This window comes from Peribacillus sedimenti (assembly GCF_046237635.1).
GTDB classification, from domain to species: domain Bacteria; phylum Bacillota; class Bacilli; order Bacillales; family DSM-1321; genus Peribacillus; species Peribacillus sedimenti.
In genome coordinates, this window is the sequence record NZ_CP143547.1 from 3,087,738 (window position 1) to 3,113,899 (window position 26,162).

At 38.8% G+C, this 26,162-nt stretch carries 25 protein-coding genes and 5 pseudogenes; 11 read left to right on the forward strand and 19 right to left on the reverse strand.

Annotated features, from left to right (window positions below; genetic code table 11):
• Positions 1-50 precede the first annotated feature (50 nt).
• The 4 genes from V1500_RS15265 to V1500_RS15280 all read right to left on the reverse strand — a co-directional run bounded on the left by V1500_RS15265 (position 51) and on the right by V1500_RS15280 (position 4,166).
• A complete protein-coding gene (locus V1500_RS15265) occupies positions 51-545 on the reverse strand; it encodes a VOC family protein (RefSeq protein WP_409300505.1) in 495 nt (164 codons plus the stop codon).
• 1,278 nt (positions 546-1,823) lie between these two features.
• Positions 1,824-3,098 (reverse strand): IS110 family transposase, encoded by a 1,275-nt coding sequence (locus V1500_RS15270; protein WP_409300507.1) that lies wholly within the window; start codon positions 3,096-3,098, stop codon positions 1,824-1,826.
• A gap of 323 nt (positions 3,099-3,421) precedes the next feature.
• Positions 3,422-3,718, reverse strand: a complete 297-nt coding sequence (locus V1500_RS15275) for a phospholipase (RefSeq protein WP_409300509.1) — start codon at positions 3,716-3,718, stop codon at positions 3,422-3,424.
• A gap of 175 nt (positions 3,719-3,893) precedes the next feature.
• Complete coding sequence (locus tag V1500_RS15280; protein ID WP_409300511.1) at positions 3,894-4,166, reverse strand: hypothetical protein; 273 nt, start codon at positions 4,164-4,166, stop codon at positions 3,894-3,896.
• Positions 4,167-4,749: 583 nt separating this feature from the next.
• Here V1500_RS15280 and V1500_RS15285 point away from each other — a divergent pair.
• The 4 genes and pseudogenes from V1500_RS15285 to V1500_RS15300 all read left to right on the forward strand — a co-directional run bounded on the left by V1500_RS15285 (position 4,750) and on the right by V1500_RS15300 (position 8,278).
• Positions 4,750-4,914 carry a hypothetical protein gene (locus V1500_RS15285; protein ID WP_409300513.1) on the forward strand — a complete coding sequence of 55 codons (165 nt, stop codon included), beginning with the start codon at positions 4,750-4,752 and terminating at the stop codon, positions 4,912-4,914.
• A 1,492-nt stretch (positions 4,915-6,406) separates the two neighbouring features.
• A pseudogene (locus V1500_RS15290) lies at positions 6,407-7,017 on the forward strand (methyl-accepting chemotaxis protein).
• Positions 7,018-7,603: 586 nt separating this feature from the next.
• On the forward strand, positions 7,604-7,801 hold the full coding sequence (locus V1500_RS15295; RefSeq protein ID WP_409300515.1) for a hypothetical protein: 198 nt from the start codon (positions 7,604-7,606) through the stop codon (positions 7,799-7,801).
• Between the two features lie 330 nt (positions 7,802-8,131).
• Complete coding sequence (locus V1500_RS15300; protein WP_409300517.1) at positions 8,132-8,278, forward strand: Spo0E family sporulation regulatory protein-aspartic acid phosphatase; 147 nt, start codon at positions 8,132-8,134, stop codon at positions 8,276-8,278.
• Positions 8,279-8,474: 196 nt separating this feature from the next.
• On the opposite strand, the gene V1500_RS15305 is transcribed toward V1500_RS15300, so the two are convergent.
• The 5 genes and pseudogenes from V1500_RS15305 to V1500_RS15325 form a co-directional block, all read right to left on the reverse strand.
• Positions 8,475-8,630: a DUF3934 family protein gene (locus V1500_RS15305; RefSeq protein ID WP_409300519.1), complete on the reverse strand. Its 156-nt coding sequence runs from the start codon at positions 8,628-8,630 to the stop codon at positions 8,475-8,477.
• Between the two features lie 35 nt (positions 8,631-8,665).
• Positions 8,666-8,998: a DUF3784 domain-containing protein gene (locus V1500_RS15310; RefSeq protein WP_409300521.1), complete on the reverse strand. Its 333-nt coding sequence runs from the start codon at positions 8,996-8,998 to the stop codon at positions 8,666-8,668.
• Between the two features lie 318 nt (positions 8,999-9,316).
• Entirely contained in the window at positions 9,317-10,195 is an 879-nt protein-coding gene (locus tag V1500_RS15315) for a hypothetical protein (RefSeq protein ID WP_409300523.1), read from the reverse strand.
• Between the two features lie 112 nt (positions 10,196-10,307).
• A pseudogene (locus V1500_RS15320) lies at positions 10,308-10,963 on the reverse strand (HAD family hydrolase).
• Between the two features lie 140 nt (positions 10,964-11,103).
• Complete coding sequence (locus V1500_RS15325; protein ID WP_409300525.1) at positions 11,104-11,559, reverse strand: hypothetical protein; 456 nt, start codon at positions 11,557-11,559, stop codon at positions 11,104-11,106.
• A gap of 510 nt (positions 11,560-12,069) precedes the next feature.
• On the opposite strand from V1500_RS15325, the gene V1500_RS15330 reads away from it, so the two are divergent.
• Positions 12,070-12,975, forward strand: coding sequence for a phosphatase PAP2 family protein (locus tag V1500_RS15330; protein WP_409300527.1), 906 nt, complete (start codon positions 12,070-12,072; stop codon positions 12,973-12,975).
• A gap of 413 nt (positions 12,976-13,388) precedes the next feature.
• Entirely contained in the window at positions 13,389-13,601 is a 213-nt protein-coding gene (locus tag V1500_RS15335; RefSeq protein WP_409300528.1) for a hypothetical protein, read from the forward strand.
• Positions 13,602-14,117: 516 nt separating this feature from the next.
• Here V1500_RS15335 and V1500_RS15340 read toward each other — a convergent pair.
• From V1500_RS15340 to V1500_RS15350, 3 genes and pseudogenes are all read right to left on the reverse strand, one after another.
• On the reverse strand, positions 14,118-14,693 hold the full coding sequence (locus V1500_RS15340; RefSeq protein ID WP_409300529.1) for a dihydrofolate reductase family protein: 576 nt from the start codon (positions 14,691-14,693) through the stop codon (positions 14,118-14,120).
• Between the two features lie 298 nt (positions 14,694-14,991).
• Positions 14,992-15,106: pseudogene (locus tag V1500_RS15345) on the reverse strand (damage-inducible protein DinB); the annotation flags it as partial.
• Positions 15,107-15,232: 126 nt separating this feature from the next.
• Positions 15,233-15,838, reverse strand: coding sequence for a dihydrofolate reductase family protein (locus V1500_RS15350; RefSeq protein WP_409300531.1), 606 nt, complete (start codon positions 15,836-15,838; stop codon positions 15,233-15,235).
• A gap of 600 nt (positions 15,839-16,438) precedes the next feature.
• Here V1500_RS15350 and V1500_RS15355 point away from each other — a divergent pair.
• Entirely contained in the window at positions 16,439-17,020 is a 582-nt protein-coding gene (locus V1500_RS15355) for a hypothetical protein (RefSeq protein WP_409300533.1), read from the forward strand.
• 685 nt (positions 17,021-17,705) lie between these two features.
• Here V1500_RS15355 and V1500_RS15360 read toward each other — a convergent pair.
• The 4 genes and pseudogenes from V1500_RS15360 to V1500_RS15375 form a co-directional block, all read right to left on the reverse strand.
• Positions 17,706-18,911 (reverse strand): annotated as a pseudogene (locus V1500_RS15360) (IS110 family transposase).
• Positions 18,912-19,396: 485 nt separating this feature from the next.
• The gene (locus tag V1500_RS15365) at positions 19,397-20,401 is read right to left on the reverse strand and encodes a DUF3231 family protein (RefSeq protein WP_409300535.1); all 1,005 of its coding nucleotides are present in this window, start codon (positions 20,399-20,401) and stop codon (positions 19,397-19,399) included.
• A gap of 299 nt (positions 20,402-20,700) precedes the next feature.
• Positions 20,701-21,151: pseudogene (locus V1500_RS15370) on the reverse strand (hypothetical protein).
• Positions 21,129-21,260, reverse strand: coding sequence for a DUF3231 family protein (locus V1500_RS15375; RefSeq protein WP_409300537.1), 132 nt, complete (start codon positions 21,258-21,260; stop codon positions 21,129-21,131). Before V1500_RS15375 ends, V1500_RS15370 begins: the two are co-directional and overlap by 23 nt.
• A gap of 569 nt (positions 21,261-21,829) precedes the next feature.
• On the opposite strand from V1500_RS15375, the gene V1500_RS15380 reads away from it, so the two are divergent.
• From V1500_RS15380 to V1500_RS15395, 4 genes are all read left to right on the forward strand, one after another.
• A complete protein-coding gene (locus V1500_RS15380) occupies positions 21,830-22,612 on the forward strand; it encodes a hypothetical protein (RefSeq protein WP_409300539.1) in 783 nt (260 codons plus the stop codon).
• On the forward strand, positions 22,613-23,083 hold the full coding sequence (locus V1500_RS15385; protein ID WP_409300540.1) for a hypothetical protein: 471 nt from the start codon (positions 22,613-22,615) through the stop codon (positions 23,081-23,083).
• Between the two features lie 39 nt (positions 23,084-23,122).
• Positions 23,123-23,686, forward strand: coding sequence for a CBO0543 family protein (locus tag V1500_RS15390; RefSeq protein ID WP_409300541.1), 564 nt, complete (start codon positions 23,123-23,125; stop codon positions 23,684-23,686).
• A gap of 156 nt (positions 23,687-23,842) precedes the next feature.
• Positions 23,843-24,325, forward strand: coding sequence for a CBO0543 family protein (locus V1500_RS15395; RefSeq protein ID WP_409300543.1), 483 nt, complete (start codon positions 23,843-23,845; stop codon positions 24,323-24,325).
• A gap of 400 nt (positions 24,326-24,725) precedes the next feature.
• Here V1500_RS15395 and V1500_RS15400 read toward each other — a convergent pair whose 3' ends face one another.
• From V1500_RS15400 to V1500_RS15410, 3 genes are all read right to left on the reverse strand, one after another.
• Positions 24,726-24,863 (reverse strand): DnaA N-terminal domain-containing protein, encoded by a 138-nt coding sequence (locus V1500_RS15400; protein WP_409300544.1) that lies wholly within the window; start codon positions 24,861-24,863, stop codon positions 24,726-24,728.
• Between the two features lie 131 nt (positions 24,864-24,994).
• Positions 24,995-25,249 (reverse strand): hypothetical protein, encoded by a 255-nt coding sequence (locus V1500_RS15405; RefSeq protein ID WP_409300546.1) that lies wholly within the window; start codon positions 25,247-25,249, stop codon positions 24,995-24,997.
• A 17-nt stretch (positions 25,250-25,266) separates the two neighbouring features.
• A complete protein-coding gene (locus V1500_RS15410; protein WP_409300548.1) occupies positions 25,267-26,157 on the reverse strand; it encodes an acyl-ACP desaturase in 891 nt (296 codons plus the stop codon).
• Positions 26,158-26,162: the final 5 nt, after the last annotated feature.

Here is a 26,162-nt window from a genome sequence, read left to right on the forward strand (position 1 = left end):
CAATGACTCGTGGTACGGTCATCTCCCTGTCTGTAACGGCAAAGGGCACTTCATCCCTCATACGCTTGCATCAAAGTTTTTATGTCAATTTTACTCTTCGTTTGGAGCAATGCTTTCATAACTCTTTCTGATTTTTCTGGATCTGGGTCGCTTACCATCTCGGTTAGAGTGGAAGGAATAATTTGCCACGACACTCCGTACTTATCTTTTAACCAACCGCAGTTTTGAGCCTTTTCATCTCCGCCTTCGGAGAGTTTATCCCAAAAATAATCCAATTCATCTTGATCTTCACAGTTCACGATAAATGATATTGCCTCTGTGAATTTGAAATACGGACCGCCATTCAAGGCTACAAATTTTTGCCCATCCAATTGAAATTCCACCGTCATTACTGTTCCTTCTTGTATCCCGTGATTATTTTTGCCATGGTGAGTGATTCTTCCTATCTTCGAATTTTTAAAAATAGAAGTGTACAACTCTGCCGCCTGTTCGGCTTGTGTATCGAACCACAAGTTTGGCGTGATTTTTTGGATTTTGTTATTCATAATTTTTTCCTCCTAACTATTCAAGCGTTTAGCAGGTTTATACACAATACAGTTTAGATCCTTTTCTTTTCTTTTCAGTTAACCGTATTTAACCTTTACTGAGGTTTTTCGCATATTCTTTTTATTCATATTCTCTCCCCCAACGGTCAAGAAAGAATTTTCTCTACAAGACTTTTATTCTATATAGAGAAAAATTCACCTGCATATTTATTGAACTAATGGTCCTTTTGTGACATAAAAGCCTAGCTTATCTTATGGAACTAATGTGCCCCGTTAGCTTAATGAGAGGAATTCAATAAAAAAGCCTTAATCCTTCTTGGATCAGCGCCCCCTTTAGTTTAAGTACATTACTTCACAAATTATTTCATTAACACTTCTCTATCGCTGCATTCACATCTATAACAGTTTTGCTCGGCTAATCTGCTCATGTAACAGCGATACTCGACAAATAGCACCTATGTACTATATAAGGTTTCTGTGGTATGGTTATCGTAACTTAATTATTCGGGGTCCTTTTTGACTTTTCTTAGTCACCTTCCCTTTATGATGGAAAGGAGGCTAAGACGAAATGTCTTTAGACCACATAAAAAATATGCTAAGCACTATAAAGCAGTATCCTAATACTGAAATTTCATTATTGTTCAACGACTACAACAGTCAACCGTTCTTGTCCGTTTGCTACAAGAACTTTTGTTTTGAAGTAACAAATTTGAAAAACCTTGTGATTAATACTTGTAATGATATAGAATCTGCAATTTTATTTATTGAAAAAGAACTTAATGCTAACGTACAGAAAACCTCTATTGACTAGGTTTTTTTTTGTCTCAAATACGTTTTACGGCACTCTCTGTGATTGCTTCTTCAACTCCCTCAGTATGATTCGATTTTCTCCCAAATGCTCGCTCATTCGCAGGATTTCAAACTCCTTGGTCTTAGGTCACCTTTTGTTCGAAGTAAGTTTGGGCCAACTTGGCTACGTGAAGGCATGGTTAAATAAAGGAGTTGGAAAACCACTCCATAATTTGCCATATGATGTACTACTCCACGCCGCCCCTGGAGGCTTTCCCTCCCATGTCTCAACGGGTCTAAGTTGCCCTGTCATTCCTTCGTCATGCCTTTCCAAGGGGTGGAGGCCAGTTATGCTAACCTAATGGGTCCGTGCCCTTTTGTTGAAGAAATCTGGTGCTCCGTACATATTTGAAATCCTGCGAATGAGCCAACATTTGAAAATCTATTGCTTGGTTTAGGTGTGTTCTCTCCGAGAACGTAAGAGTTGTATTACGCTGCGATGTCTTTTATGGGCTGCACTTTATGGGCATAATACACTTCGTTCTTACGTGCTATTCCAACAAAGATCCTGGCCAGCTTGCCAATCAATTTCATGATGGATTTCATTTTTTTCATTTTCTTCACTTTGACATTATGGGCATGTATCGCCTTAAATTCTGGATTGTTCATCACAAGGCTCATAGTGGCTAAGTAAAGGAAACGCCGCAGCCTTGACCTTCCACGCTTGGATATGACGGTCTGGCCTTTCCACTTTCCCGAACTCGCTTCCACCAGGTGGAGTCCCGCATGGCGAAGCAGTGAGTTGCCATGCGAGAAACCACTTAAATCCCCAGCTTCACCCAGGATGCCAGCCAGGGAGATCTCGCTAATCCCTTTAATCATAAGCAGCTTTCTTGCGAAAGGAATCGAGTCCAATACCTCCTTGACGGCCTGTTCCACCCTATCCATTTGTTGGACCGCAAGATCATATTCCTCCAATAATTGCTCAAGGTGGAATCTATAAGCACTAAGGGCCTGCCTTGTACCAACAGAGTTCATGGCCACCTGGACAAGCAATTGGGCTTTCTTCATTCCAGGCTGCCTCTTCATGACGGATCTCCACCCCATGACGATCTGTTCCGGCGTCATGGAACGCAGTTCCATCGGCAATGGGAATAGCCTGAGGGTAGCGATCGCTCCCTTGGCCGTTATATCTTTAAATACCTGCCTGAGTTCAGGAAAAACGATGTCCACCCAACGGTTTAATTGATTAATAGAGCTGACCAGCCGTTTGACAATCACATCCCTGTTCGACATTAGCACCCTGAGTTGCTCAAATGATTCCGAAGTGTTTCTCACAAAAGCATAATATCCGTTCTTCACCATATCAGCTATTACAAGGGCATCTTTCCTGTCACTCTTTGATTGGGTATTATCTCGGTTTTCCTTGTTCCTCTTCACTAAATGCGGATTCACGGTTACTACTTCGATATCTTGTTTCATCAGCCATTTGGAAAGGTTGATCCAGTAATGGCCCGTAGGTTCCATACCGACTGTAGCCGCCTCGAGTTTATGTATTCTTTTAATCTCGTGTATCCAGTTTAATAATATCGAAAATCCACCTTCATTATTTTCAAAGGTGATGGGTTCTCCCACTATAATCCCACGATAGTTCACGGCTCTCGCTACGTGAAAGTGTTGTGCAATATCCACGCCAATAATCAGATGCTTATCAGTAATTCTTTCTATTAGTTGATTTTGTTTGTCCTGCATTTTAAACTTCATATAAGGGGTTCCTCCTAAGATGTTGAGTTTGAGTCGAGTCTTACTCATCTATCTTACTGAGGGCCCCTATTTTTATCAAAGTTCAAAATAACGATCTACAGGAATGCTAACCTGCCCCTCGCAAATAAAAAAAAGCTCCAAAAATGGCAGCTTTGGCTTCAACACTTGCATCGTATGTTCTTTATATTATTGATTTTCCATAGCAAATACATTTTTGTATAAAATAAAATATTAACTTAGGAAAAAATTAACCAACTTGAGATAATGTTTTAGGGAAACTGGGGGAAATTCTCTGGGACGGAGGATAAAAATTATTCGTTACTTTATTCTTTCTTAATTAGAGAACATGTGAATAACACTTGGATTCTCATGTAAAAATAAATTAAAGCAGCAACAAATCCTTTTCTACTATAAAAATTCACTTTAGTGCGAAGACAATTAATTAGGTTACGATCGCACTGACAGCGACTTTCCTGTTGATAACATTGATCATGAGATTTGCAGCAATCATCTACATCGTTAATTGGATCTTCAGGTCCGCTGCATCCTGGTCCACACCATTTATATCGCGGAAATATGCATCGACAAAATAGTGTTTTTCTACCTATCGTTCTAGCCAAATTCTTACCTCCTTCAAGCTAATAATATTAAAATATTAAAAATTAGCTTAAAAGGTCTATCTCATTGCCTATAATTTCAAAAAATACAAAGCACCTAGCACTTGTTTCTACATTTTAATTTGTTGAACTAGCCTGCCCCTTAAGTTCAATAAAATAAGCCGCCTATAAGACGACTTCAATCCTTTGGTTGATTTCTGACTTGCGAATCTGCCTTAGTTATTCTGTACTTTGCTCGTTCTAAATCAAAATTCTGCTCGATTCTTATGAGTGTATCAATTAATTCATTATCTGCTTCTTGTGCAATCCGCTCTAACCTTTTAAGGATTCTCTCGGTTGCCTGCAAATTGATTCCATCATTACGTATTGTCATCGTTTGTAAAAGATATGATTTTATCCGTTCAATGTCTCTTAGTGTATCTGTCAATAACTTAAATAGCTCCTTATCCACTACCCTCCCACCTTTTTTGCTCTGGACTGTATGATTTCCTTTACCCACGACGACAGTGGCATATGCAGAGTGACTGAAACATCCATTAGTTCCCATTATCTTTGGAACATATCCTATAATCGTTAAAACAGGCGTCTTATTGAAATTATACTAGGTGTCTTATTAAACTACCCTGTCCCTTTAATTGAAGAAGGAAAAGCTGGCCATAAAAACAGCTCCGAATTAAGAAACAGGCTCGAACTGCCCAGTTTAATTTCATTGCTATAAAAAATCAACAGTGTTAGTCTTGACACACATAGGGTTATTTTTCCTATGTAAAGGAGAGTACGCTATGGTAAGTGACAAAGCTGTTCGCTTCCTATTTATGCGAGAACTTGGACGTTTACGAATTGATTTTAACAATTGTAACGATGCCCTAGTCCGTGACAACATTTACCAAGATATTCTCTTGCTTAGAAATGCATTAGTTTTGACTGCTATTAAATAGCAGTCTTTTTTAGGACAATATCATAGTGCTATGTTGAACTAATAGTGATAGTCTTAGTTCAACATAGTGTATTTGTTATGTAAAGGAGGGGGCACTATGGCTGAAAAAGGAAACTCCATCAATGGAAATATCGTCTTTTACAATGGTAAAAAATATACTATTATTCACAAATACGAATCCGGTTATTGCGAGATACGAGAGACTGGAGTACATAACACTGAATTAATTCACATATCAGAATTAAAATTTATTACGAACTAATGTAGTGGTTAACTAACTTGGTTAACCTTTTTCCTTTTTACTAAGCAGTTAGTGAAAGCAAGAAAAGCCGATTAAATGGAAGCTCGCTCTTCATCTTCCTACGAATGGGGATATAGTTCGCTTTTAACGCGGCCGATCCTTCTTGTACTAACCTGTCCCTTATTGGAACAAGAAAAAACCTTACTCCCATATTGTAGTAAAGCACTTGTCATTATAATAAATAGCTTTTCTCAGATGTTTCTTGTCGGAGTATACAGCTCTTCTTTTACATTAGAAGATAGAGCTACTTCCTCAAATGAAATGGTTCCTGCTTCTTTTCCTTTCTTAAATGCATTTCTCAGCCTATAAATGTAATACAGAAAAAGGATGCCAAAGCAGCCCTACATTTTTCAAATAACTCACTCGTTTGTAAAAATTCTTCCCCAATTAATAACCTGCCTAATTTCTTACCTTCTATTTTTTGATAATACTTTTTCTTCCTGGTTATATTATAAAATCTTGAATTAAAATATTTAATTATGTTAAGAGACCAAACCAAATGACGATATATGTAAAGTGATTGGTTCTTTGGTCTTGCTTATCATAAAAAAATATAAAAAAGGGGAAATATTCCATGCAAGTTTCTGTTTATGAAAAATTGAGCTCCAAAATCCTTACTTTTACATTAATTGGCTTATTGCTATCCTGTGTCCCTATTTTTTTGGCCGTGGCCCTTTTTAATTTATTTACATGGAAAACATTCTCTATTTTAACCTTAATGGTACCAGCTTTAGTTGGTCTTGTTTATCTTGTATATAAAAAGACACATAACCATCTAAAAGGAAAATATTATATATCAGCCATGTGCTTTTTCATTGATCTAGTATTTTTATGGCATATACCTTCAGGCGAAATCTGGGGAGCCTTACCTTTATACATGATTCTTTCATTAATTTACTTAAATGGGAATGTCATCATACTTGCAACCGGCTATGCGGTTGTCGTGAACACCATTTACTTGATTTTCAACCCTTTTTATCAAGGTAAAGAGCTCTTTGACTATATAGTTATGTACATACTTATTGTCATGCTTGGTGTAGTCGCTTATTGCATTACCTCAATGGGGAAGCGAATGCTGCTTGATGTAAAAGAAAATGAAAGCAAGGTAACAAACCTTCTCTATGAAATTGCAACCTCTGTCGAGAAAATTAAGCAATTTGGAAAAAATTTAAATGAAAATGTAGCCCAAACCACAGAAATTTCAAAAGAAATTTCTGCAGGGTACATGGAAACGGCAAAGGGGATCGAGATGCAAGCATCTGGAATTATAGATATTAACGAAAAAGTCTCGGGAACAAATGAATTTATTATCGGTGTATCGGAACATTCTAATGATTTAAAAGAGCTATCGATCTCTACCTCTAACGTTACCAATCAAGGAAATGAAATGCTACTAACCTTGCAAAGAGATCTCTACAATGTATATAACATTCAAGAAGAAACCGTTCATTTAATGACTGCCCTTGAAGAAAAAACACAAAGTATAAGCAAAATATTAAACGCAATTGACGGGATTGCGGTTCAAACGAATCTGTTAGCATTGAATGCTTCTATTGAAGCAGCAAGAGCCGGTGAATACGGCAAAGCTTTGCTGTTGTCGCGGAAGAAATTCGGCAGCTGGCTGGAAGTGCCGGTTCATCCGCAAAAGATATAGCCCTTATTTTACAAGACATACAAAAGCAAACCACTGCAGTTTCTTCTCAAATTAAAAAAGGAAATGAAGCTATAGAGGAGAGCCAAAAGGCTGCGGAGTCTTCCAATGGCATGTTCCATATTATCACGGATAATATGAAGAATGTTATGAATAAAGCAACAGAAATTCAGGAAATGTTGAGTAACCTAGAAGCAACATCACAGGCTATCGGCCATGAAGTCAATAATATCTCTAGCGTAACAGAAGAATCAAGTGCTTCTATCGAACAAATGAGTGCATCGCTTCATTTGCAAACAGAACGAATCGAAGCAATCAGTTCAAGCTTTAATGATTTGGAACAAATGATTGTTATATTGAATGAACTCACCCAGACAGATGAAACAGATGCAGAAAATACTAGTGTCCACTAAGGCACTGGTATTTCTTCAACTAACGCACAGTTACTTGCAATAAGACAAACTAGTCTTGCAACTGGCTACATACCGAGAGCATTGAAAGGAGTTCATTTTTATTGTTAAAAATATAATCTGGTTGAATATAAACTCGATGGTCTGATAATTTGGTAACCACTGTACTCCACCAATTGTTTGTACATTTGCTGTTATACCAGCGATATCAGCAATTTTGGTCATCGTGAGAAGGATATCTATCAGAATTAAACCTCTCACTTTCTTATGCGAACAACCTTGGGAATATGGGATCGAAACGAATTGGCAACGATAAAAAATTAGTCATTTAGCGATAAACTTGTGACTAATTTTTATAGAAATTAACCTTCTGACAGGTCTTCTTCCACTAACCTGCCCCATTAGCCCACAGAAGCTGTTTTCCTTTTGTTGCCTCAAGCAAATAGTATTAACTACATTATTCACGTTGGGCTGTACGATTAATTTCTATTAGTTAGGGTAAAGAACAGTAACCTTTAAAAAGAAAATACCTAACGCCGACATTTCTTTGTTCTTATTAGAAAAGGAGAGGTTGGTGGGAGGTGATTTTTTGAGGAAGGTTATAGGGGTAAACAGTTTAATCACTTACCTTGATTCGGCAGGCTACTCGCTTTCCGAAGAAAAGATCCAGGAGTTGATTCTAAAGAAAAGCATCCCGCATCAGCGGCCTCTTTCTAACATAATTGTTTTTCATTTAGATCATATTGATTCCTGGATTGAACAGCAACGATCACACACAAATGACTAAGCCCTACTTTCCGTAGGGCTTTATCATGTCCGTTCAAGATTTCCATAAAAACACAATAGCGTTTTTATTCCAGGGCTTCCCATGCTTGCTGGACTGATCCAAAGGTGCGGATTCCATTATATATAATAAAGGTCAGGTTTTCGGAGATTGTGAATGTGCAGATGATAAACTGAACTGGAATAAATATGACAATTTTGATTTATTTCTTACATTTATACAATAAACAGATTTTGTCGATAAAATGGTATTATGTTTTTATCCATAAATGTAGGGTGGGATCTATTTGGATGAACCATTATTATGTGACATGATAAAGTCAGTAGAGAACAAATGATAGAACTAGGACTAGGACTAAAACAAGGAATTACTCCCCCTGAAACAGTTGAGTTGAGTCAACAATTAGATCATTTATTGAATATTTATCATAACTTAGAAACGTATTATACGAATACTGCAGATAAAAAGCCACCGCATTAAGAGCAAGAGATATAAGGTAAAACAGTCCCTTATATAGGAAGAGGGTCCTTTTTTCCTCCTTCAAAGTGAATGTACTTCAACTAACCTGCCCCGTTTGTTCAAGTAGATATTGAACAAACGCATTAATCGATGCTGGTCGATGCACACATAAGCTATGTAACGAAAGGGTTTATCTAAAAATCTTTAAATCCTCACTTTAATTTTGAGGGTCGTTTGTACTATCACTATGTTTAATACCTTTGCTTTTATAGGGCTTGGCACTCTTTGCCTTATTTTTACTTGCTTGCCAACGATTCCAGCCCTTCTTTCCAGTTCCTCTTCCTGTTCCGCCTTTACCCTTAGCTTTACTCATAATATCAACTCCACTATGTTTGTCAGTTTAAGCAGCTATTTTCTAAATCGATTTCCTGTATTAACGTATATCAGGGTAACCACGATTATTCCGATAAATAAAATGACACCAATAGCAAATAACCATTTTAGTTCATACACATCACTTAGGATCCAAAATACCATACTGAATGATAAAGCGAACATCGTTTTTCCCATAAACTTACATAATGCAACCGTATCATATTTATCTTTTTCTTCTTGGGGTAATGTATTAAATCCAGCAATCAAAAAAGAGCCATTACCATTTGATAAAATTATTCCTAAGACAACGAATATTATTATGACAATAATTGCTCCACTAATATTAACCCTCCTTAACCCCTTCACCTTTTACTACCATTTAATTATATTATGGTTTCGTATTTAAACTAACCTGCCCCTTCAGTGAAACAAGAAAAAGAGCTTTCGAGATGCAGCTCTTTTTATCCTCTATTTTTCAAACCGTTTTAATAATTCTATTATTTCTTTATTTTGCTCATTTGATTTTGGTTAATTTAGTTTCGATAGAAAAGCGGGTAATCATTATTGCAACAACGCTAAAACCCACTCCCCCCTTCACCCCCTATATCTTGTTATGCTCTTGCTCCAATTAGTTGAAGAAATATGTCGATACAAGTAAAGCCCTCAAATCAAAGATGGATTAATTTAAATATCTTCTGACAACCTTTTGGCTTCATCCGTAAGTTCCAAATTGTTCATAGCATCAATTATTATTTCGTGCAGTCCTTGGTGGTCTTGCAATACATAATTAAGCTGAATGTCCCTAAATAATCCAAGTCTTGAGGTAACTGGTGATGAATAAAGGTATTCCTGCAACAACTCCAAATCAGGATCTGTGGCTTTTTGAATCGGGAATGGTATGTGTTTTTCGCCTTGAGGAAGTGGAGTAATTACGCCAAGTCCATCCTGTGTTTGGATACTTACTTTTATTTTCCGCTCCTGTTCGACGTTTTTAACGTAACGATATGGATCGTTAATATCAGGTATCCTGAGATTCTCTAATAAAAACTTTGTGACATAATTTCGGACTAATTTATCATTTTCAGATGGTTGATATGGGGAGTTAGCGGAATCTTCCACCCATTTTTCTTTAGCTATTAAATACTTCTCTTCACTATCAAACTCGTTATAGAAAAGTTCACCGTCAGTCATATTGATTCTCAAAAACTCTCTAAGATTATTAGCAACTATTCGAGTTGGACGTTCAAAATCCATTGGACAAACGCAAACAATTGGGGATTCCTCAAGATCAGTTACAGACCCATAATCAGTAAGGAACCCATAATGAACACCGTCTATACCAATATTTCCAAATACGACCACATCACTAGGTGTGTTAAAATATCTGAAGTCCTCAAGTGAAAGGTAAAAATTAAGACCAAGGTAAAAATGTTCTGGGTCACCCAGAACATTTTGTAGGTCAATTAATCTTTGGAGTGTAGGTGGTGCCTTATATTTACCAAAATTTAGCCCCATTGATTTAGCTCCTTGTATATTTTTCATAATTTTACATATTACCTTCAATAAAAAACATTCCTTATTGCGCCAAACTGCCTCTTTAGTCAAATATAGTTATGCTTTAGACAGATTGTTAGGAAGAACTCATATAATTACCCTAACTTTTTTATTTGCCGGATTAAATTCCAAGGAGTAAAGGTAATTCCATCAAATCATCTATAATAAAATCTGTATTAACATTGCTCCATTGAATGTCCTTTTTCCAAATTCCTTTCATCCCTACTCTTTGAGCAGCCTTCACGTCATTTTCATGATGATCGCCAATATAAACACTTTGATTTGGCAAAACGTTAAGTTGATTCAACGCCCGTAAAAAAATATTGGGGTCAGGTTTTTTTAGCCCTTCCCATTCCGAGACCAGAATGGCTTTAAAATACTTTTCAATTCCTAACGCCTTTATATTATCCATTTGAAATTGCCCAATTCCATTCGTAATCATCCCCAGGATTAACTGATTATTCCTTAGTGCCTCTAACAATTCAAAGAGGTTGGGAAAGGGGGCGCAATGATCTTTAAATCGGCTTATATAATCTTGAAGGAAGTCTCCCCAAGTTAATCTTTAATCTCAAATTCCTCGGTTAGTTGTTGATATACTTTATCCTTCCAAACGTAGCCACGATTATCTAGTTCTATAAATCTTGTAATGTATTTCTCTTTTGGGGTATGGTTAAGCCACTTATTTAATCTAACATATTGGTAATTAATAAATTCCCTTACCGATTCGTCCCTATTTAACAAAGTCCCATCTAAATCAAAGATGACAGCCTTAACCATATAAACCCCGACTCCCTGGAACACATTTTTTTACTTTTATTCTATACAAATAATCAATATACCTTCTTAAGCTAACCCGCCTCTTTAGTTGAGTAAGGAAAAGGAACTGACTCAAAACAGCTCCGGTTATGCCTTGTTAGCTAAATATTGTAGTGTGGATGTTGTAAGGAGATAATCAAATCATTGAGTTGTTCTGTTTCATCATTATTCCAATCATTTCGTTTAACTGTTCTAAGCACTTTTCTGGAAACAGAAAGTAAACTCTCTCTTAGCTCCACAATATTACATACTGCTCTAAACTCTATTTTGCTTCTGGTCGAACAAAAGAGCATCTCTGCATTCTTGGTATCGATCTTTTTTGCCAGAACTACGGGGCTGCCGTCCATAAAGTCAAACTCGTAACTACTGCCTACTTCTGATACGATTAATCCTTTAATTGATTTAATCCACCAAGATAGAATTATTATTACAAAATCCGACCACCCATATTCAGGAAAGTAGCGATAGTAATCAACAACAAAATATATATTACCTAGTATGTTATTCTGATTTTCTAATGAGTCCAAATCAACCTCTGCTATGATGCTTTGTTCCAAAATAAATCATCCTCTATACCATGATAGCTTTTAAATATGGTACCGACTAATGTTTTTCCTTGTTTAACTATACTGCCCCTTTAGTGTAATAACGTTAGGGCTCTGTTTAATTTTAATGTTGATAATGATAAAAAATAAGGGAAATTCTCATAATTTTGGGTGTCCTCTTGCTTATTATGGTACATATCCAATAGTATCGTACGGCTACTTGGATAACACTTTTTATTGTGACACAAACTGTTAAGTGCCTTAAACCAAATGGATGAACTTTGAATAAAGGGGTTATCTTGTAGCCATAGCACCTTTTCTAATAAATTTATTTATTTATTACTATTCCCACTGATGAAACGGTTTAAGCTATTCTATATGATCTTTATTCTTTATAAGCAAATAAGTGATTAGCTATTGCTAGACTTCGCCCTTTTTCATTATAATAAATAACTTGTCCTATACCTTAAAGATGGAATTATAATATTATATGGAAACTCACTTAAGGGGGTTTCTAAATTTATGAAATTCAAGTATCCGCGATGGTCTCGATTGCCCTATAATGGAGAGGAAAACCCTCCTACAAATCCTGAAGAGCCGTTGGCAGGATCATGGCCGCTCTTTTTTCTGAAAAGGGACAAACACGGCTGGTTCACAGACATGGACGGGAAAGCGTTGCCACCGGTTAAGGCTCCGAAAACCATCGATTGGCAAGCAGAATTGAAGGCTGTACAACAAACTGCGGCAACATTGACACCTCAGCAAAAGCAGATTGCCGTCTATTGGGGCACAGGTGCGGTAACCAAGCAATGGACACCTATCATTGACCGGTTAATCGACACATACACCATATTCAGGGTAGGCATTCCGCCCATTTCCATCTCAAGCCCGCGAGCTGCACGGATCCTCGCTGTTACACACGCTGCCATCCAGGATGCACTGGTCGTTTGCTGGGCCGTGAAATACCGCTACGATGTAGCTCGTCCAGTTCAGCAGGATCCAAATTTCATACCTCTTCTTTGTACCCCACGTCACCCCACCTATATTTCCGGACATTCCATTGTTTCAGGGGCGGCCGCCGAAGTACTGAGCTATTTCTTCCCGGCTGAATCCGATCGCCTGAGGGAATTGGCTTTCGAGAGTGGTATTTCCCGTTTATATGCCGGTGTTCATTTCCCCATCGATATCAGCGAAGGGTTTAGGATTGGCAAAGCAATCGGACAGGCCGTCATTAATACAATCAAGGATCAGAAGGACGCTGCTGGCCAGCCTGTGGACGTACCATTCACAGAGGATCTCGATGCCGAGCTTCCTCCTCCTCCATATCGGCAACTTATCCCGTTTGATTTTAAGGATGATTGTGAATCTGCCTCAAGAGGAATCGGTCTGTGGGAAAGAGTGAAAGAATATTTCCGGAACATAATTTGATAAATTTTATATGTATTAGCACCAGCGACTTTGCCGGTGTTATTATTTTTTTGCTCTGTTATCGTTTGTTGTTGATTTTAGGAGCAAATAAATAAGGTAACCAAGATTATTCCGATAAATAAAATGAGACCAATAGCAAATAACCATTTTAGTTCATACACATCACTTAGGATCCAAAATACCATCCTCAATGATAAAGCGAACATCGTTTTCCCCATAAACTTACATAATGCAACCGTATCATATTTATATTATGGTTTCGTATTTAAACTAACCTGCCCTGTTAGCACAATAAGGAAAAGCTGCAGAAAAGCAACTTTGGATTTTCATCTCTCGAGCTGTCCTTGCAGCCCTCAGTATTTTCTTTCTAGTAGTCTACAAAAATTTTCAAGCCTATTCCATCTGAGACAGTGATGGCCTTTCATGAAGCTGCTGACACTGGAGAAATAGAAGAATCAAAGAAATATGTTGCAAAAGATATCCTTTCAGCTTTCGAGGCTAGGAGAATGTGGACAGACCCATATGAAGAATATATTCATTGGCACAGGGAAAAGTTTGAATCCATCAAAATTGAAAAAGAACAAATTGTCGGAGATACAGCCACAGTGACAACGTGGAACACTTAAAAGAAGAAAGAGCAGAAAAGGAAGAATACACTCTAATCAACGAAGACGGAGCCTGGAAATTCGCGGAAGAAGAATGGTTTCAATGTCATTGGGACAGTTCATGATGTTCGCAGCAGCAGCGGAGCCCAAGAAGGGATGACACATACAAAAGTCAGATTACTTTATTTGTGCTAATGAAAACGACTACCCGCTGCAAGAGAGTAGTCGCTCGAATTTCTACTGTATTAAGACTAGGTCAATTACTGTGAATGAACAGATAGGCATCCGTACGGCTCTTTTTATATACCCGCTATATTGAAAGTAAACCTATATACGTGAAAAACGACGCAGGAAATTTGCACCCGCACCATTTAGTTTTTCGCTTTATAAAATGCTCTGTTAAACGACACTGTTGATTTTTTCAAAAAAAGGCTATGTTAAATGCTGATGTTGATTTTTACGATAAGAAAACCGCCTCGTTCAGGAGGCGGCTTATTGAGCGATCGTAAGCGTCGTAGTCTGCTTTAGAAGAAAAGGTCATCTAACCGTCTGGTAAACGAGGGCTATGGCTCCAGAATCAAATGTCTTGTTTTCGATAAGTTTAAGAGTGACCTTCTCCTTGAGACCTTGGAATAACGGCAACCCGCTGCCAATCAGAACGGGAGAAACCGATATTTTATACTCATCTATTAATTCAAGCTGCATAAGGTAGTGTGCTAACCTAGGACTGCCGAGGATGACCATATCCTTGCCTGGCTGCTGTTTGAGGTTTTTGATCTCTTCCTCTACATCTTCTTTCACCAGTCGGGAATTGTTCCATTCGACTTTCTCCAGCGTCGTGGAAAAAACGATTTTGGCTGTCTTTTCGATCCACTCGGCATGATACCGTTCATGCTGCGACGCTGAAGGGTCCGATGGCACAGATGTCCAGTAACTGTGCATCATCTGATAAGTCCCACGTCCCCATATGACAGTGTCGGCAGTACTTAGAATATCTTTCGAGTGTTTCTCTAAGTCAGCATCGTAGGAAACCCAGCCAATGTCCATTTCACCGTTCGGACCCTCTACAAAACCGTCAAGCGATGCGTGCAGAAATAGAACAAGTTTTCTCATTTTTAGTCTCCTTTGTTCATGAGGGGTTGGGATTGCTAACCTATTAACAATTATAAGCAGAAAGCCGAAGTTGTCATTCGTGTCGGTCACTGAAAACTGTCATGATTTCACCAACATGTTTTTCTTATTCGATGCTGTATTCTCATATTCCTTGCTGTCTAAGTAACGAAACCAAGCCAAATAATGTTGAATATTTAGTTGCAACGCCGTAAAAAGATTCATCCACTTTTTTAGGGCGATGCCACATAGAGCATGGCATCCGTTAATGAACAGAAACTAATAAATTAATATCTATGAATTATTTTTTCGAATGAGAGGAAAGCCCCCGATCGATAAGGTTTGCAGAAACAGGGCTTTCTTCCCAATTCTCTTTCCCAAATTGATAATTGTCCTATATGGTGAATTTCGTAAGCGGCATATCTATACCTTCTCCAATTATCGTTACAATTGTTCAATCTGGCAGGGTATCTATAAATAATTAATTTTCCAAACTATATAAGTTGAACTAGAAACATCCCCTAATAGTCGTCCGCGGCATCCTACCCCATGTGGCGGAAAGTCGGTTTTCCCGCAGCCTCGTAGCGCAATAGTACCGAGCCGCTCGGGAACGTTCTGGATTCAAGCAATTGCAGGGCCGTCGGGATCGTTCCAGAATCGAAGAGCCGTTTTCCCTTTCCGAGCAATACCGGAAACTGCCAGATGTTCATGCGGTCAATCAGCTCATGATGCAGCAATGTTTGAATCAGGTCGCTGCTGCCGGCGACGTGCACCTCGGCATACCTCTCCTTCAGCAATGGCACACTTGTGGTCACATCAGCATCGAGCAGCTTTGAGTTGTTCCAATCGACGCTCGTTAAGGTGCGGGATGCGACATATTTCGGCTTCTCGTTCAACAGCTTGGTGAATGGGTTGCTGGCCGGAGCCTGCTGCCAATAGGGCGCGAAGATTTCGTATGTTTTGCGACCGAGCAACAGTGCGTCGAGCCTCGCATAATCAGCCGCGAGCAATTGTCCGGACTCCGCATCGATATACGGTGCCTGCCACCCGCCATAGCCGAAACCACCCTCGCAATCTTCATCGTGCCCTCCCGGAGCTTGAATAACGCCATCCAACGTCAGGAACATATGCACAACCAGTTTTCCCACGTTCCTTTTCATCCTTTCAAAATATTTACTTTAGGAATATTAAAAAATCTCATTTAGTATCACAATTTCAACAGACAAAGTATAAATTCCTTGTTCAACTAAACTGCCCCGTTAGCACAATAAGAGGTATTAAATAAAAAAGGTCGTTAATCCTTTTGGATCAACGCCCCCGTTAGTTATGAAAATCAGTGGTTTATTCTAAGACAAATTTTTGTCACTATTGGTGTTTGCGGAGCTGTTAATTGACAGGCTTTTTCTTAATTGTGTTAAAGGGGCAGGTTAAAGGGCCCCTATTAATCAAAAATCAAACTCGAAACTGGAGTAATGCATCTAAAACTTTGTCAATTGCCCTCGTTTTGTCGATGCCTCTTATTTTTCGTTCCGCACTTTTCTTCAGACCCCGCAGTTTGTGCGTGGAAATGTGTTCAGGAAACCATAGACCGGGAGTCCTGGTTTGTTTCACTCCGTATGATAGAGCAAAAAGCATGTAACTATATGTACTAAATGAAGGAATCAAGTCTGATAGATTCTGTTGTGCGTAATATTGCACGGTGATATGCTTGACTGGCAATGCCCAAACAAAACCAAGGAGATGGTAAAGTGAAGAAGGTTTTTAGTCTGCTGGTCGCCGCCATTTTTGTCCTGTCCCTTGCTTCTGCTGCCGGTGCACATGGGGATTCCCACTATGAACATGACAATAAATATAGCCCCTGGGTGAAGAAAGAATTGAAGAGGGTCAAGGAAGCAACGAAGAAGTATAGGAACGTAAACAAGGCATTGGCCGACGGTTTCGTCAATACGAAGGAATATGTATATGTAAAAGGTTTAGGCGGAATGGGAGTGCACTTCGTCAGGCCTGACCGGGCATCAGATGGAGTAGTCAGTGCCACTAAACCTGAAGCCTTGCTCTATATGCCTCTTAAAGGCGGGGGTTACCAATTGATCGGCGTGGAATACATCGTCCCGGCCGCTGCAACAAAAATCCATCCTGTACTCTTTGGCCGTAAGTTCGACGGGCCGATGCTGAACCATGATCTAGAGCCGATAGCACACACATTAAAAGAAAAACAGAAAAAATTAGCAAAAAATAATCATTATGACCTCCATGTTTGGCTTTATAAACATAATCCGGCTGGCCTCTTTGCACAATTCAACCCGGACTTGGGGCCTTTGAAAAAATAAGGGATAGAAATGAAGTAGAAAAATAGGAAACAAGCGTGCAGCGTCGTGAATCGGTATCAAGAGGACGTGAAGAAACTAAAATGACAGCCCGGCAAACACAAAGTCTTCGATTTATAGAACCCATGAGTAAGAGGGGGCGTCCGTGGAGCTCCTTCTTTTTCTAGTGGCTTTAGCGTATACGGAGGCATATACACTTTTATTTGGACCTTATCAAGATTCTCCATTTCACCCCCTATAATCCTATGTACTTTGTTTGCGTTTCTTCTTGTTCCAGGCGGTGTAAAAATCATTAATAATTCTTCGATGGCGATTTCTTTTGTATAAAGGTGATTGTCATTACGTTGGTTAATGACACGAAGGACCATTAGTTTTAATTAAGTAAGGATTTCCTTATAGAGCAAAGTATCGAATGATTCCAATAAAACCTCCTTATTTTTATCATGGGATAAGGAGGTCAGATATATCTAGCTACTTATTTGCCTGTTTTTCCGATTGTCTGCATCTATTGCCTTGCAACTTCCGCTTCCTTAAAAAGGAAAAGTAATTTTATCGCTAAACCAGCTAATAGGTTGTCAATATCTTTCTCTCAAACATTAATTTTTATATGCTATACTATTGTCGGCATACCAAATAACCCTCCAGATCATATATGGAAGGTTTTTCTTTATGTGGTTAAAAAGTATTTTTAGGCTATATCCAGGAAATGTTCTTTCCTTTTTAATAAAGCATAAATCCAATGAAGAAGTTTATTGATACAAGCGACAATCGCCACTTTCGAGGGTTTTCCTTCTACTCGTTTCTTGTCGTAGAACTCTTTGAGCCTTTTATTTCTGGAACTTCTTATTCCATATAAAACATCTAGATATAGACTGTGCCTTAGCCTGCTGGAACCTCGTTTAGTTATGCGATTCGCCGTAGCTATAAACTTTCCAGATGAATGGACACTGTGGGATCTATTCCAGCGTAGGCAACTAATTTTTTAGGGTGATTAAACCTATCAATTTCACCGATTTCGGAAATAATCGTGGCAGCGATTTTTTCACCAATCCCAGGGATTGATTGGATAATCTTATATTCTTCTATTTCATTTGCCAGGGAGACCATTTGGCTCTCTAAATCAGAAAGGTGTCCTTGGTAGTGGAAATAGGATGTCTATATACATATTAAGATTGATAAGATGACTTTGATACATCACTTTTTGATAAGGATTATGAGAAGCTGAATGTATCAATTTCCTTGCTTTCTCTCTTGCCCACTGAATAGAACGAGTTGGACAATAACCTTTTATTCGTTCTGCCAGTTCCTCTTCATCAGTCTCTAGAATCTTCTCCGAAGCTGGATATTCTCTTAATATCGATAAAGACACTTTCGAAAAAAGATTTCCAAATACCTTTCTGTAATCAGGAAAAGTCTGATCTAAAATCGTATGAAATTGCAGTTTTGCTTCCACATACATCTTCGTCATAATTTCCTGTTGTCTAGATAGATTACGAAGGTTCAACAGCTGTATCCCCCTCAATTTATAAGGTTCAAAGTCCTCTTTGTAATAAAGGACACATAACTGATAGGCATCCAAAGCATCTGTTTTTACTTTTCTTAAACTGGATTTCTTTGCTTGATGAGAAATGATTGGATTCAACAGAATATAAAGTAAATCGCTCTCTTCTAAGCATTGAATAATGGGAGTATGATAATGTCCCGTTGATTCCAATATGACCACTGGCATCTGACCTATCAGTGATTTAATTTCCCCTAAGAAACTTACAAACCCATCTAATTCTTCACGATTATGCTTAATTGAAAAATTCTTTCCATAAGGCTTTCCTTTATCTAAAAAAGCCTGAATTTCACTCTCTCCTTTGGCTACATCTATACCCACAACTGGGTTCATTCTTTCTCCTCCTCTAGTCTATTCACCAGTAACCCCTAGTATCTACAAGTAGTATTATAGCTTCGCTTGTTATACGAGATCGAAGTCCCAACCAGCCTCAAACATATTTCTACAAGTAGGGGGTGAACAGTTTAGTTGACGGGATTCTCTCCCACGCACCCGTACGTTCTACCCTGGCTACTGATAGATTAAATTCAAATAAAAAAAGTTCAACCAGAAAGTTCTGGCTGAACTATATAATACGAAAGCACAAGTTAGTTTATAACACCTCATATCCATCCTATTGTTATAACACCATCATGACAAAATTCAATAACGTATTTCAGAACCGGAACATAAATCCATTGGACTGGACCCATAAACATAACAGCCTCAATGTTCTCCAGTATGCCTGAGAAGCAGTTACCTCCAGTCACACACGGTGCAGATTAGTGAAAAATGATTTGCTGTTAAAATGCCTGACCTATATGGAAGGGCATTTATAATTATATCTGTTTTGCAATTTCAGACCTATTAGGTGCAAGTGGTGGTTGTTCTAACCATCTATTTTTGACCATAATATCAAACCATTCTTTTGTAACCTTAAGATTTTGTAAAATGGTTGACTCATATGTGGTCACAAGATCTGTTCTCATGGATGAAGCAAGACCGGCCCCATGATAATTTTGTGCAGCTTGAAACAAAAACCCCATATGATACATCATTAATTTATCAGAAAATGGAGAGTCAGTTGACATTGAAACTTCCGTTTCTAAAGATTTCGGAACTGGGAGGTTATCCGCTTGCATTATCTTTGCTAAAGCTTTTATTTGTCCATCAGCAGTTTTCCCGGAGTCGGTTAAAAATTTTCTAACTTCCTTCGATTGTGCCACCTGACTGAATGCAATAGAAAGGGTTTTTGCCATAATACTTTTTCTCAGGTTTAAAGAAATACTAATGATTTCTGTCGCTGAAAGTGTTCGGCCCTTACCAAAATAGCCGTCTTTAAAATCTTGGCTTGTAATGAATTGAGGCTGTTCATATGCATAATATAACGGGTCTCTTTGGAAAAGTCCTTTTTCAAGTAATAACTCAGTAGTTTGATGATACATTTTTTTTGCATCACTAACGCATGAGTCAAAAAAATCTCGTAAGTCTTTTCTAACAGAAATGCTTAATGATGTACTATGCCCTAATAATCCATGTATAGTCATTATGTTTAAATAATTCAGGCAGAATGCATCTGTAAACAATCTCTGTTTTCCTAAAAACAGGTCGGTTTCATTAAAACCAATTGGAACTGGAAATCCTTCATTCTCCATAAAAGTCTTAATTTGTTGCTTCTGATTTTCGAATGTCTGTATAGCATCCTTAAAAACGGCTTTTATTGCTTCATCTTCAATAATTGAGAACATATATCTATTTACTACATCTGTGGCAGTCCCATTAACATACTCACCCCACAAAGAACCAATTTCAGAAGATGTAAGTTTCAATTTTTCCGTATTCATAATATCTTCACCTCCCCGAGTATTATTGCCACTTTAAGGAGATAGTATTAAATCCTTTAAAGTTGAATTAGACTTTTGGTGATTAATATAATTTAATTTCAAAAGGTAAACTTGGCAATAGATTAAGAAGATCTCTCAATGATGTCATTCCCTTTTATATTTTTAATTATTATGTAAAGATCGGGCGTTAAATATGCCTCGTATCCAAGATATATGAGGGTGGAACAAAATTCTTTTTTCTTGAACTAACACCTCTATAGAGAACTGCTTTACATTTTCAAGTTAATTTAGTTTCTTGACTATTTAACTGGCAATATTCTTTTTAGAAATAACCCTAATCCTACTCCAGGAATAACACATAACATCGGGAACCACACAATCCCCAATAACATTCCAAACATTTCAATTCTTTCAGAAAACATAATTCCTACGGTTACAAAGTAAGCGGATAATACGAAAGGAAGGTAGGAGTAAGGTGCTCTACCTCCTCCAGAATCCTTGAATGCATCCCATATTGCATATACAAGGGTAGAACATGAGCCATTGATAATTAGCTACGTGAATAGATTTTTCTATTTCACCATTAAAACTATAATAAATGACCTCATTAAAATTAGACATGACATTGATGATTACTTCTAATAGAATAAAAACAATCCCCTTAAGGTATTTGCCATTAAGTAATTGCCCAAAGCCAGGTAGAGCGACGCTCCACATTAATCTTTCTTTAGCTTCCACACAAATCCACATGTTGAAGAAAATATAGAAATACACATATATGCATACTATCAGCTTGTTTTAAACCCCATAGATATGCTATTTCAGAGGATGTTAGATGAGGGGCATGCTGTATATCCATAAATATTCACCCTTTCATCTTGTAATATTGTTATAATAACCGGAATCATAGCAAATTATTTTGTCATGTTAATATCTCTTTTTTGATTTGTACATGACGCAAAAAGGCGGCAACAGCCACCAATGGTTCATATGACGCACCCCATTAAGTAAAATTCATCCCAAGTTAAGGATTGTTAAATGATATAACTACCTCTGAACTTATGCACCTGTTATTAGTGCAAGCTTCTTCAACTAAACCGCCCCTTTAGTAGAACAGCAAAAGCTGTCTTAATGACGCTCCGTTCAAACTCAAGCACCCGTAAATCATAAAGATATCTTTGTGTTACCGAGTGAAATAAGTGTAAAAAAATCTGTTTCGCAGATCCGTTCATCATGGGTTTCTTGAAAAGGAGTGCGGTTCTTTGGTTTTGACTGCTTGGAAGAAATCACCGCTTTTTTTGCAATCACATCCTTAATTTACATAGCAAGTTTGATTTTGGGAAACATGTACCTATATAGGCCTTTTTAATTCCTCCATCCAGCGAGCTACATCAATTCTTAGGTCAAAGTTAATAACGGGGTGATCCCATGGCAGTGAGAAACACAAGTACACGACTTCCCCGAAACTATTTGGGGCTTCTTGATACGCCTGTGCTACATTTAAGAAATCCGTATCTGATCGCTTGGTGGTCAGTGGCATTCCCAGGTTTTGGACACCTACTCTTAGGAAAGTATTTTCACGGTCTTGTCTTAGTTATGTGGGAATTTTTCATCAATCAATATTCGAAAGTGAATGCAGGCATGGTTTATTCATTCATGGGAGATATAGAGGCAGCAAAAGAAGTGATTAATGTAAAACTATTGCTTCTTTATATGCCCGTATATTTCTTTGGGATCTGGGACAGTTACCGTACAGCTGTAGATTTGAATGATGAATTCAAACTGAGCGAACGGGAGAATTCTCCAATCAGGAAATATACAATAGAGTCCATTGGGATCAATTATCTGGATAAACGCAGCCCTGTCCTCGCCCTTCTATGGTCACTGGGTGTTCCTAGTTTAGGCCAGATTTATCAGCACAGGCTATTACAAGGTTTTTTTACACTAAGCTGGACCATCGTCGTGGTCTACTATTCGCATTTCATGGAAGCGTTCGTCTATTTGATACAGGGCGATATAAGAAGGTCTACCAACGTATTGGATATGCAGTGGCTGCTCTTCCTCCCTTCTTTCTATTTCTATACGGTGTATGATGCGTACATCAACACTGTTGAAATGAATAAATTGTTTGACAAAGAGCAGAGCACCTTTCTTACGAAAAACTTTCAGGATCCCGACTTCAAAATGTTAAAAGGGAAGGTGGTGGAGTAAGTGCAGATCTATGCCACATTCGAACATTCCCGAAAGCTCGAACTTGGAATTGCGAAATTACAGAGCAATGGGATTAGCGATATCTTTGCGGTGCCTCTAAAACGTATAAAAGATGGACCTAAGATCATCGATTCCATCGATCATTCAGATGGCCGTTCCTTATTGGACAAGGGATTTGTACTGGCCACCGTTTTTTCAACGATCTTGGCAAGCAAGGGTTTTGAATGGGATTTGGGTCCTATATACTGGGGATTGATTGGAGGGGCAAGTGGCATCATTCTCGGTCTCCTCATTGAACTAGTTGAGTACAGATGGCAAAACAAAGATAAACTCGTTAACGTTTTGAAAAACAACAAATACTCTGAGGTCATCCTCATTGTGACTTGCGAAAAAAATCAGGCTGAAACGGTATCAAATATACTGAAAGAACATCTGGCATTATCTTTGGCCAAAGTAGAATGTAATCCTTGAGGACTTGCAGCAGCAGACGTCACAATCATGAGGTATTTCATGGTATATAACATAGTCCCTTACGAACATGTACAACGTGCCAGGGAAATGTATGCCCGCATGTCTCAGGAGCACTGGCATCAAGATGACCTTTTTAGTCCACAGTGGTGGTTTTTATTAACCACTACCATCGCCCTTTTGTTTGTTTGGTGGAAATTGGTTGATAAAGAGCGTAACCATTTCTTGGAAATATTCAGCTATGGCTTGTTATGCAGTGTAGCCGCGTGCGTACTTGATACAGCGGGGGTGGAATTCAGCCTTTGGGCGTATCCAGACAAACTGGTTAACATGATTCCTCCCCTGATACCAGCAGATGTCATAGTCATACCGATTTCCGCCATGCTTCTATACCAATACTTCAAAACCCCCATTTCGTTTATACTTGGTTCAATAGCTCTGGCAGCCATTTTTGCTTATGTAGTAGAGCCTTTATTCGATAAGTTTGAACTTTTTGAGTTGGATCATTGGAAACATACATATTCGGTTGGAGGATTCATCGCATTCTTTTTAGGGATTCGATTACTCTTGAGGAACATTCTTCACAGTCTTTACATTCAAAAGTGAACCGAGACTATATAGTGAATTCATCCCATACCTAGCCATAGCATGATGGAGTTATGGCATGCGGCGTTGGTCAAACCATTTCTTTTGCCCACGCTTGATCTTATTACAGGGGTGTTTAAAAGGCAGAGCGAAAACTACTAATAGGGGAGATGCAGGATGAACGTCCATAATCAAGTGATAACCGCATGGTCGTTTGCCGTTATTTGCGTCGTCCTGGTTGTAGTCATCATCTTTATGCCGAAACGAATCAGTTACGGTGAGATGTATGTCACCTCCTATTTTGCGACCTTCCTCGCCGCGATGGCCGATATGTATTTGGATTTAAAGTGGGATTTGTACGGCTTTTTTTTCAAAGGAGTGGATCTTTGGTATATCCCTGTGTTTATAGTCGTCTACCCTGCCGCAAACATTCTGTACTTGAATTTTTTTCCACATGTTAGATCAAAACGGAAGCAGGCTCTATACATACTGTTCTGTTCTGGACTATGTTTATTGTTTGAATGGATGGTGAGAAAAACGATATTGTTCTATTATCATGGCTGGAAACTGCAATATTCTGCCATCGCCTATCCCATCCTTTTTTTCTTGCTTGTATTGAATCTCTGGGTAATCCGGAAGTTGCCCGCAAACCCAAAGTAAGAATTGGTTCCTAATAAGGTTTGAACGCATTTTGATATTGCCTTTTTACACATCTTTCAACTAGCATTCTTCAACTATCCTGCCCCTTTAGTGCAACAAGAAAATTGCAAAAAACTGGTCTGAAGCCTTACACTTTTACACCCGTTAGAGGCGATTAACTTATTGTTTAACCTATTAGAAATTCTTTTTTTGCCGGAAGAATCTGCTTGCTCGTTTCAGACTTTGTAAAGTCAAGATTGCCCTTTTGAAAATGGGTAATAATTTTATGCTCCGAAGAATGGGTTTGCAGGTTACCTTCTTCTTGATCTTGGCGAGGCGTCGCTTTTGCCTGCTGCTTCACTGCATTTTGGGGCCATAAGGAATTTCACGCAAAGTCCTTCCCGGTCAAATCGAACAAGACTCAGGAAATCTGAGTAGAGAACCTTTCTTGCAACAAGTCTCGGGCGAACTCATTTGGAGCCGTGACCGTAAATATAACTCTTTGAAGCCTATGAACTTTAGTATTTTTTAACCAGGTTTCGAAGCTCGGCTTGCTCATTTTTTTTCCATGATATCTAAAGTGCGTTTCCACAAGGAATGGCTGACGGAAGAAATAGAATAATACGTCAAAAAGGCAGCATTCGGAATTATCTACAGATAATCGTCGTGCTGCCTTTTCTTACGTCTTTATTATTTATCCAAGTCGAGAATGGCCTCGATTTCTTCCTGGATTTCTTTTTTCACCAGCATGGAGCGTTTTTTTCTCAATTCAAGGTCCATATCTTGGTCAATGAATTGATTGGTATGCGTGTCAAAACAATCGAAACAAACATTGTAAAAATCTTGTTTCCCTGCCTGCACAAATTCAAATTCCCACGCTTCCAGCTCCAGGTAACTGACCCTGTCCTTTGTTCCCTTCCCGCATAATACACATGTCGTTTCCATTGATCCATCCATTCCTTTTATTTTTTTGCCAGCTGGCGTTCCTTGATTCTTTTCAGACGCCCGTGATATTTCAAGATATTCGCCTGTGATTCTTTCGCTTCTTCACTTGTAGGCTTCAAGTTGGCAATATCCCAATACGTCACAATTACATCGAGGACCTGGTCGAAATATTGCAGCGGCCCGTAATTGGCGTCAATGGCAATGGTCTTCATCCGTTCGTTGAAGTCTGGCATCACGGCACCCGGCATGGAGAAATGGAGGATGACGTCTTCGAAAAACACGATGAAATTCGGATCAAGCTCCAGGTGTGCCTTTACAGTGTCCCGGTAGAACGCATAATGGAGGGCTTCGTCCTTTGCCAGTCTCCTCAGCAATGTCGCCAGGTCCTTGTCATGAGGACTCGCGACCCTCGCCACATTGTTGTAGAATACGAGCGTGGCCAGTTCTTGCAAGGTCGTATACGCCATGGTAGCCAGCGGATTCGTGAAATCCGGGAACCAGCCGTTCTCCACGATCCGCTTACGGAGCTGGTGTAACCTGATCGGGTCGACATTCCTCGTTACAAGCAAGTATGTTTCAAGCAGATTGGAGTGTTGGTCTTCCTCCGCTGTCCACGTGCGTACGAAGTCATTGATCACTTCCATGGAATTTTTGAACGTATAATCCAGATGCGACGTATACCAAGGCAGGTTCACTTCTGTCAGCAATGCCGTCTCAATCGCTACAATGACTCCTTCCGGAAGGGTGACCTGGCTTTTATCCCAGGGAACCCGCTTAAATGACATGGCCTTGTCCCACGGAATGAATTCGTGATAGCTCCAGTCAATATTGGCAGAGCGTTCCTTATGTAATCGATATAATTCCTTAATACGTGGCTCTAAGCGTATATCCAAATCTGAATTCAGCATAGTAT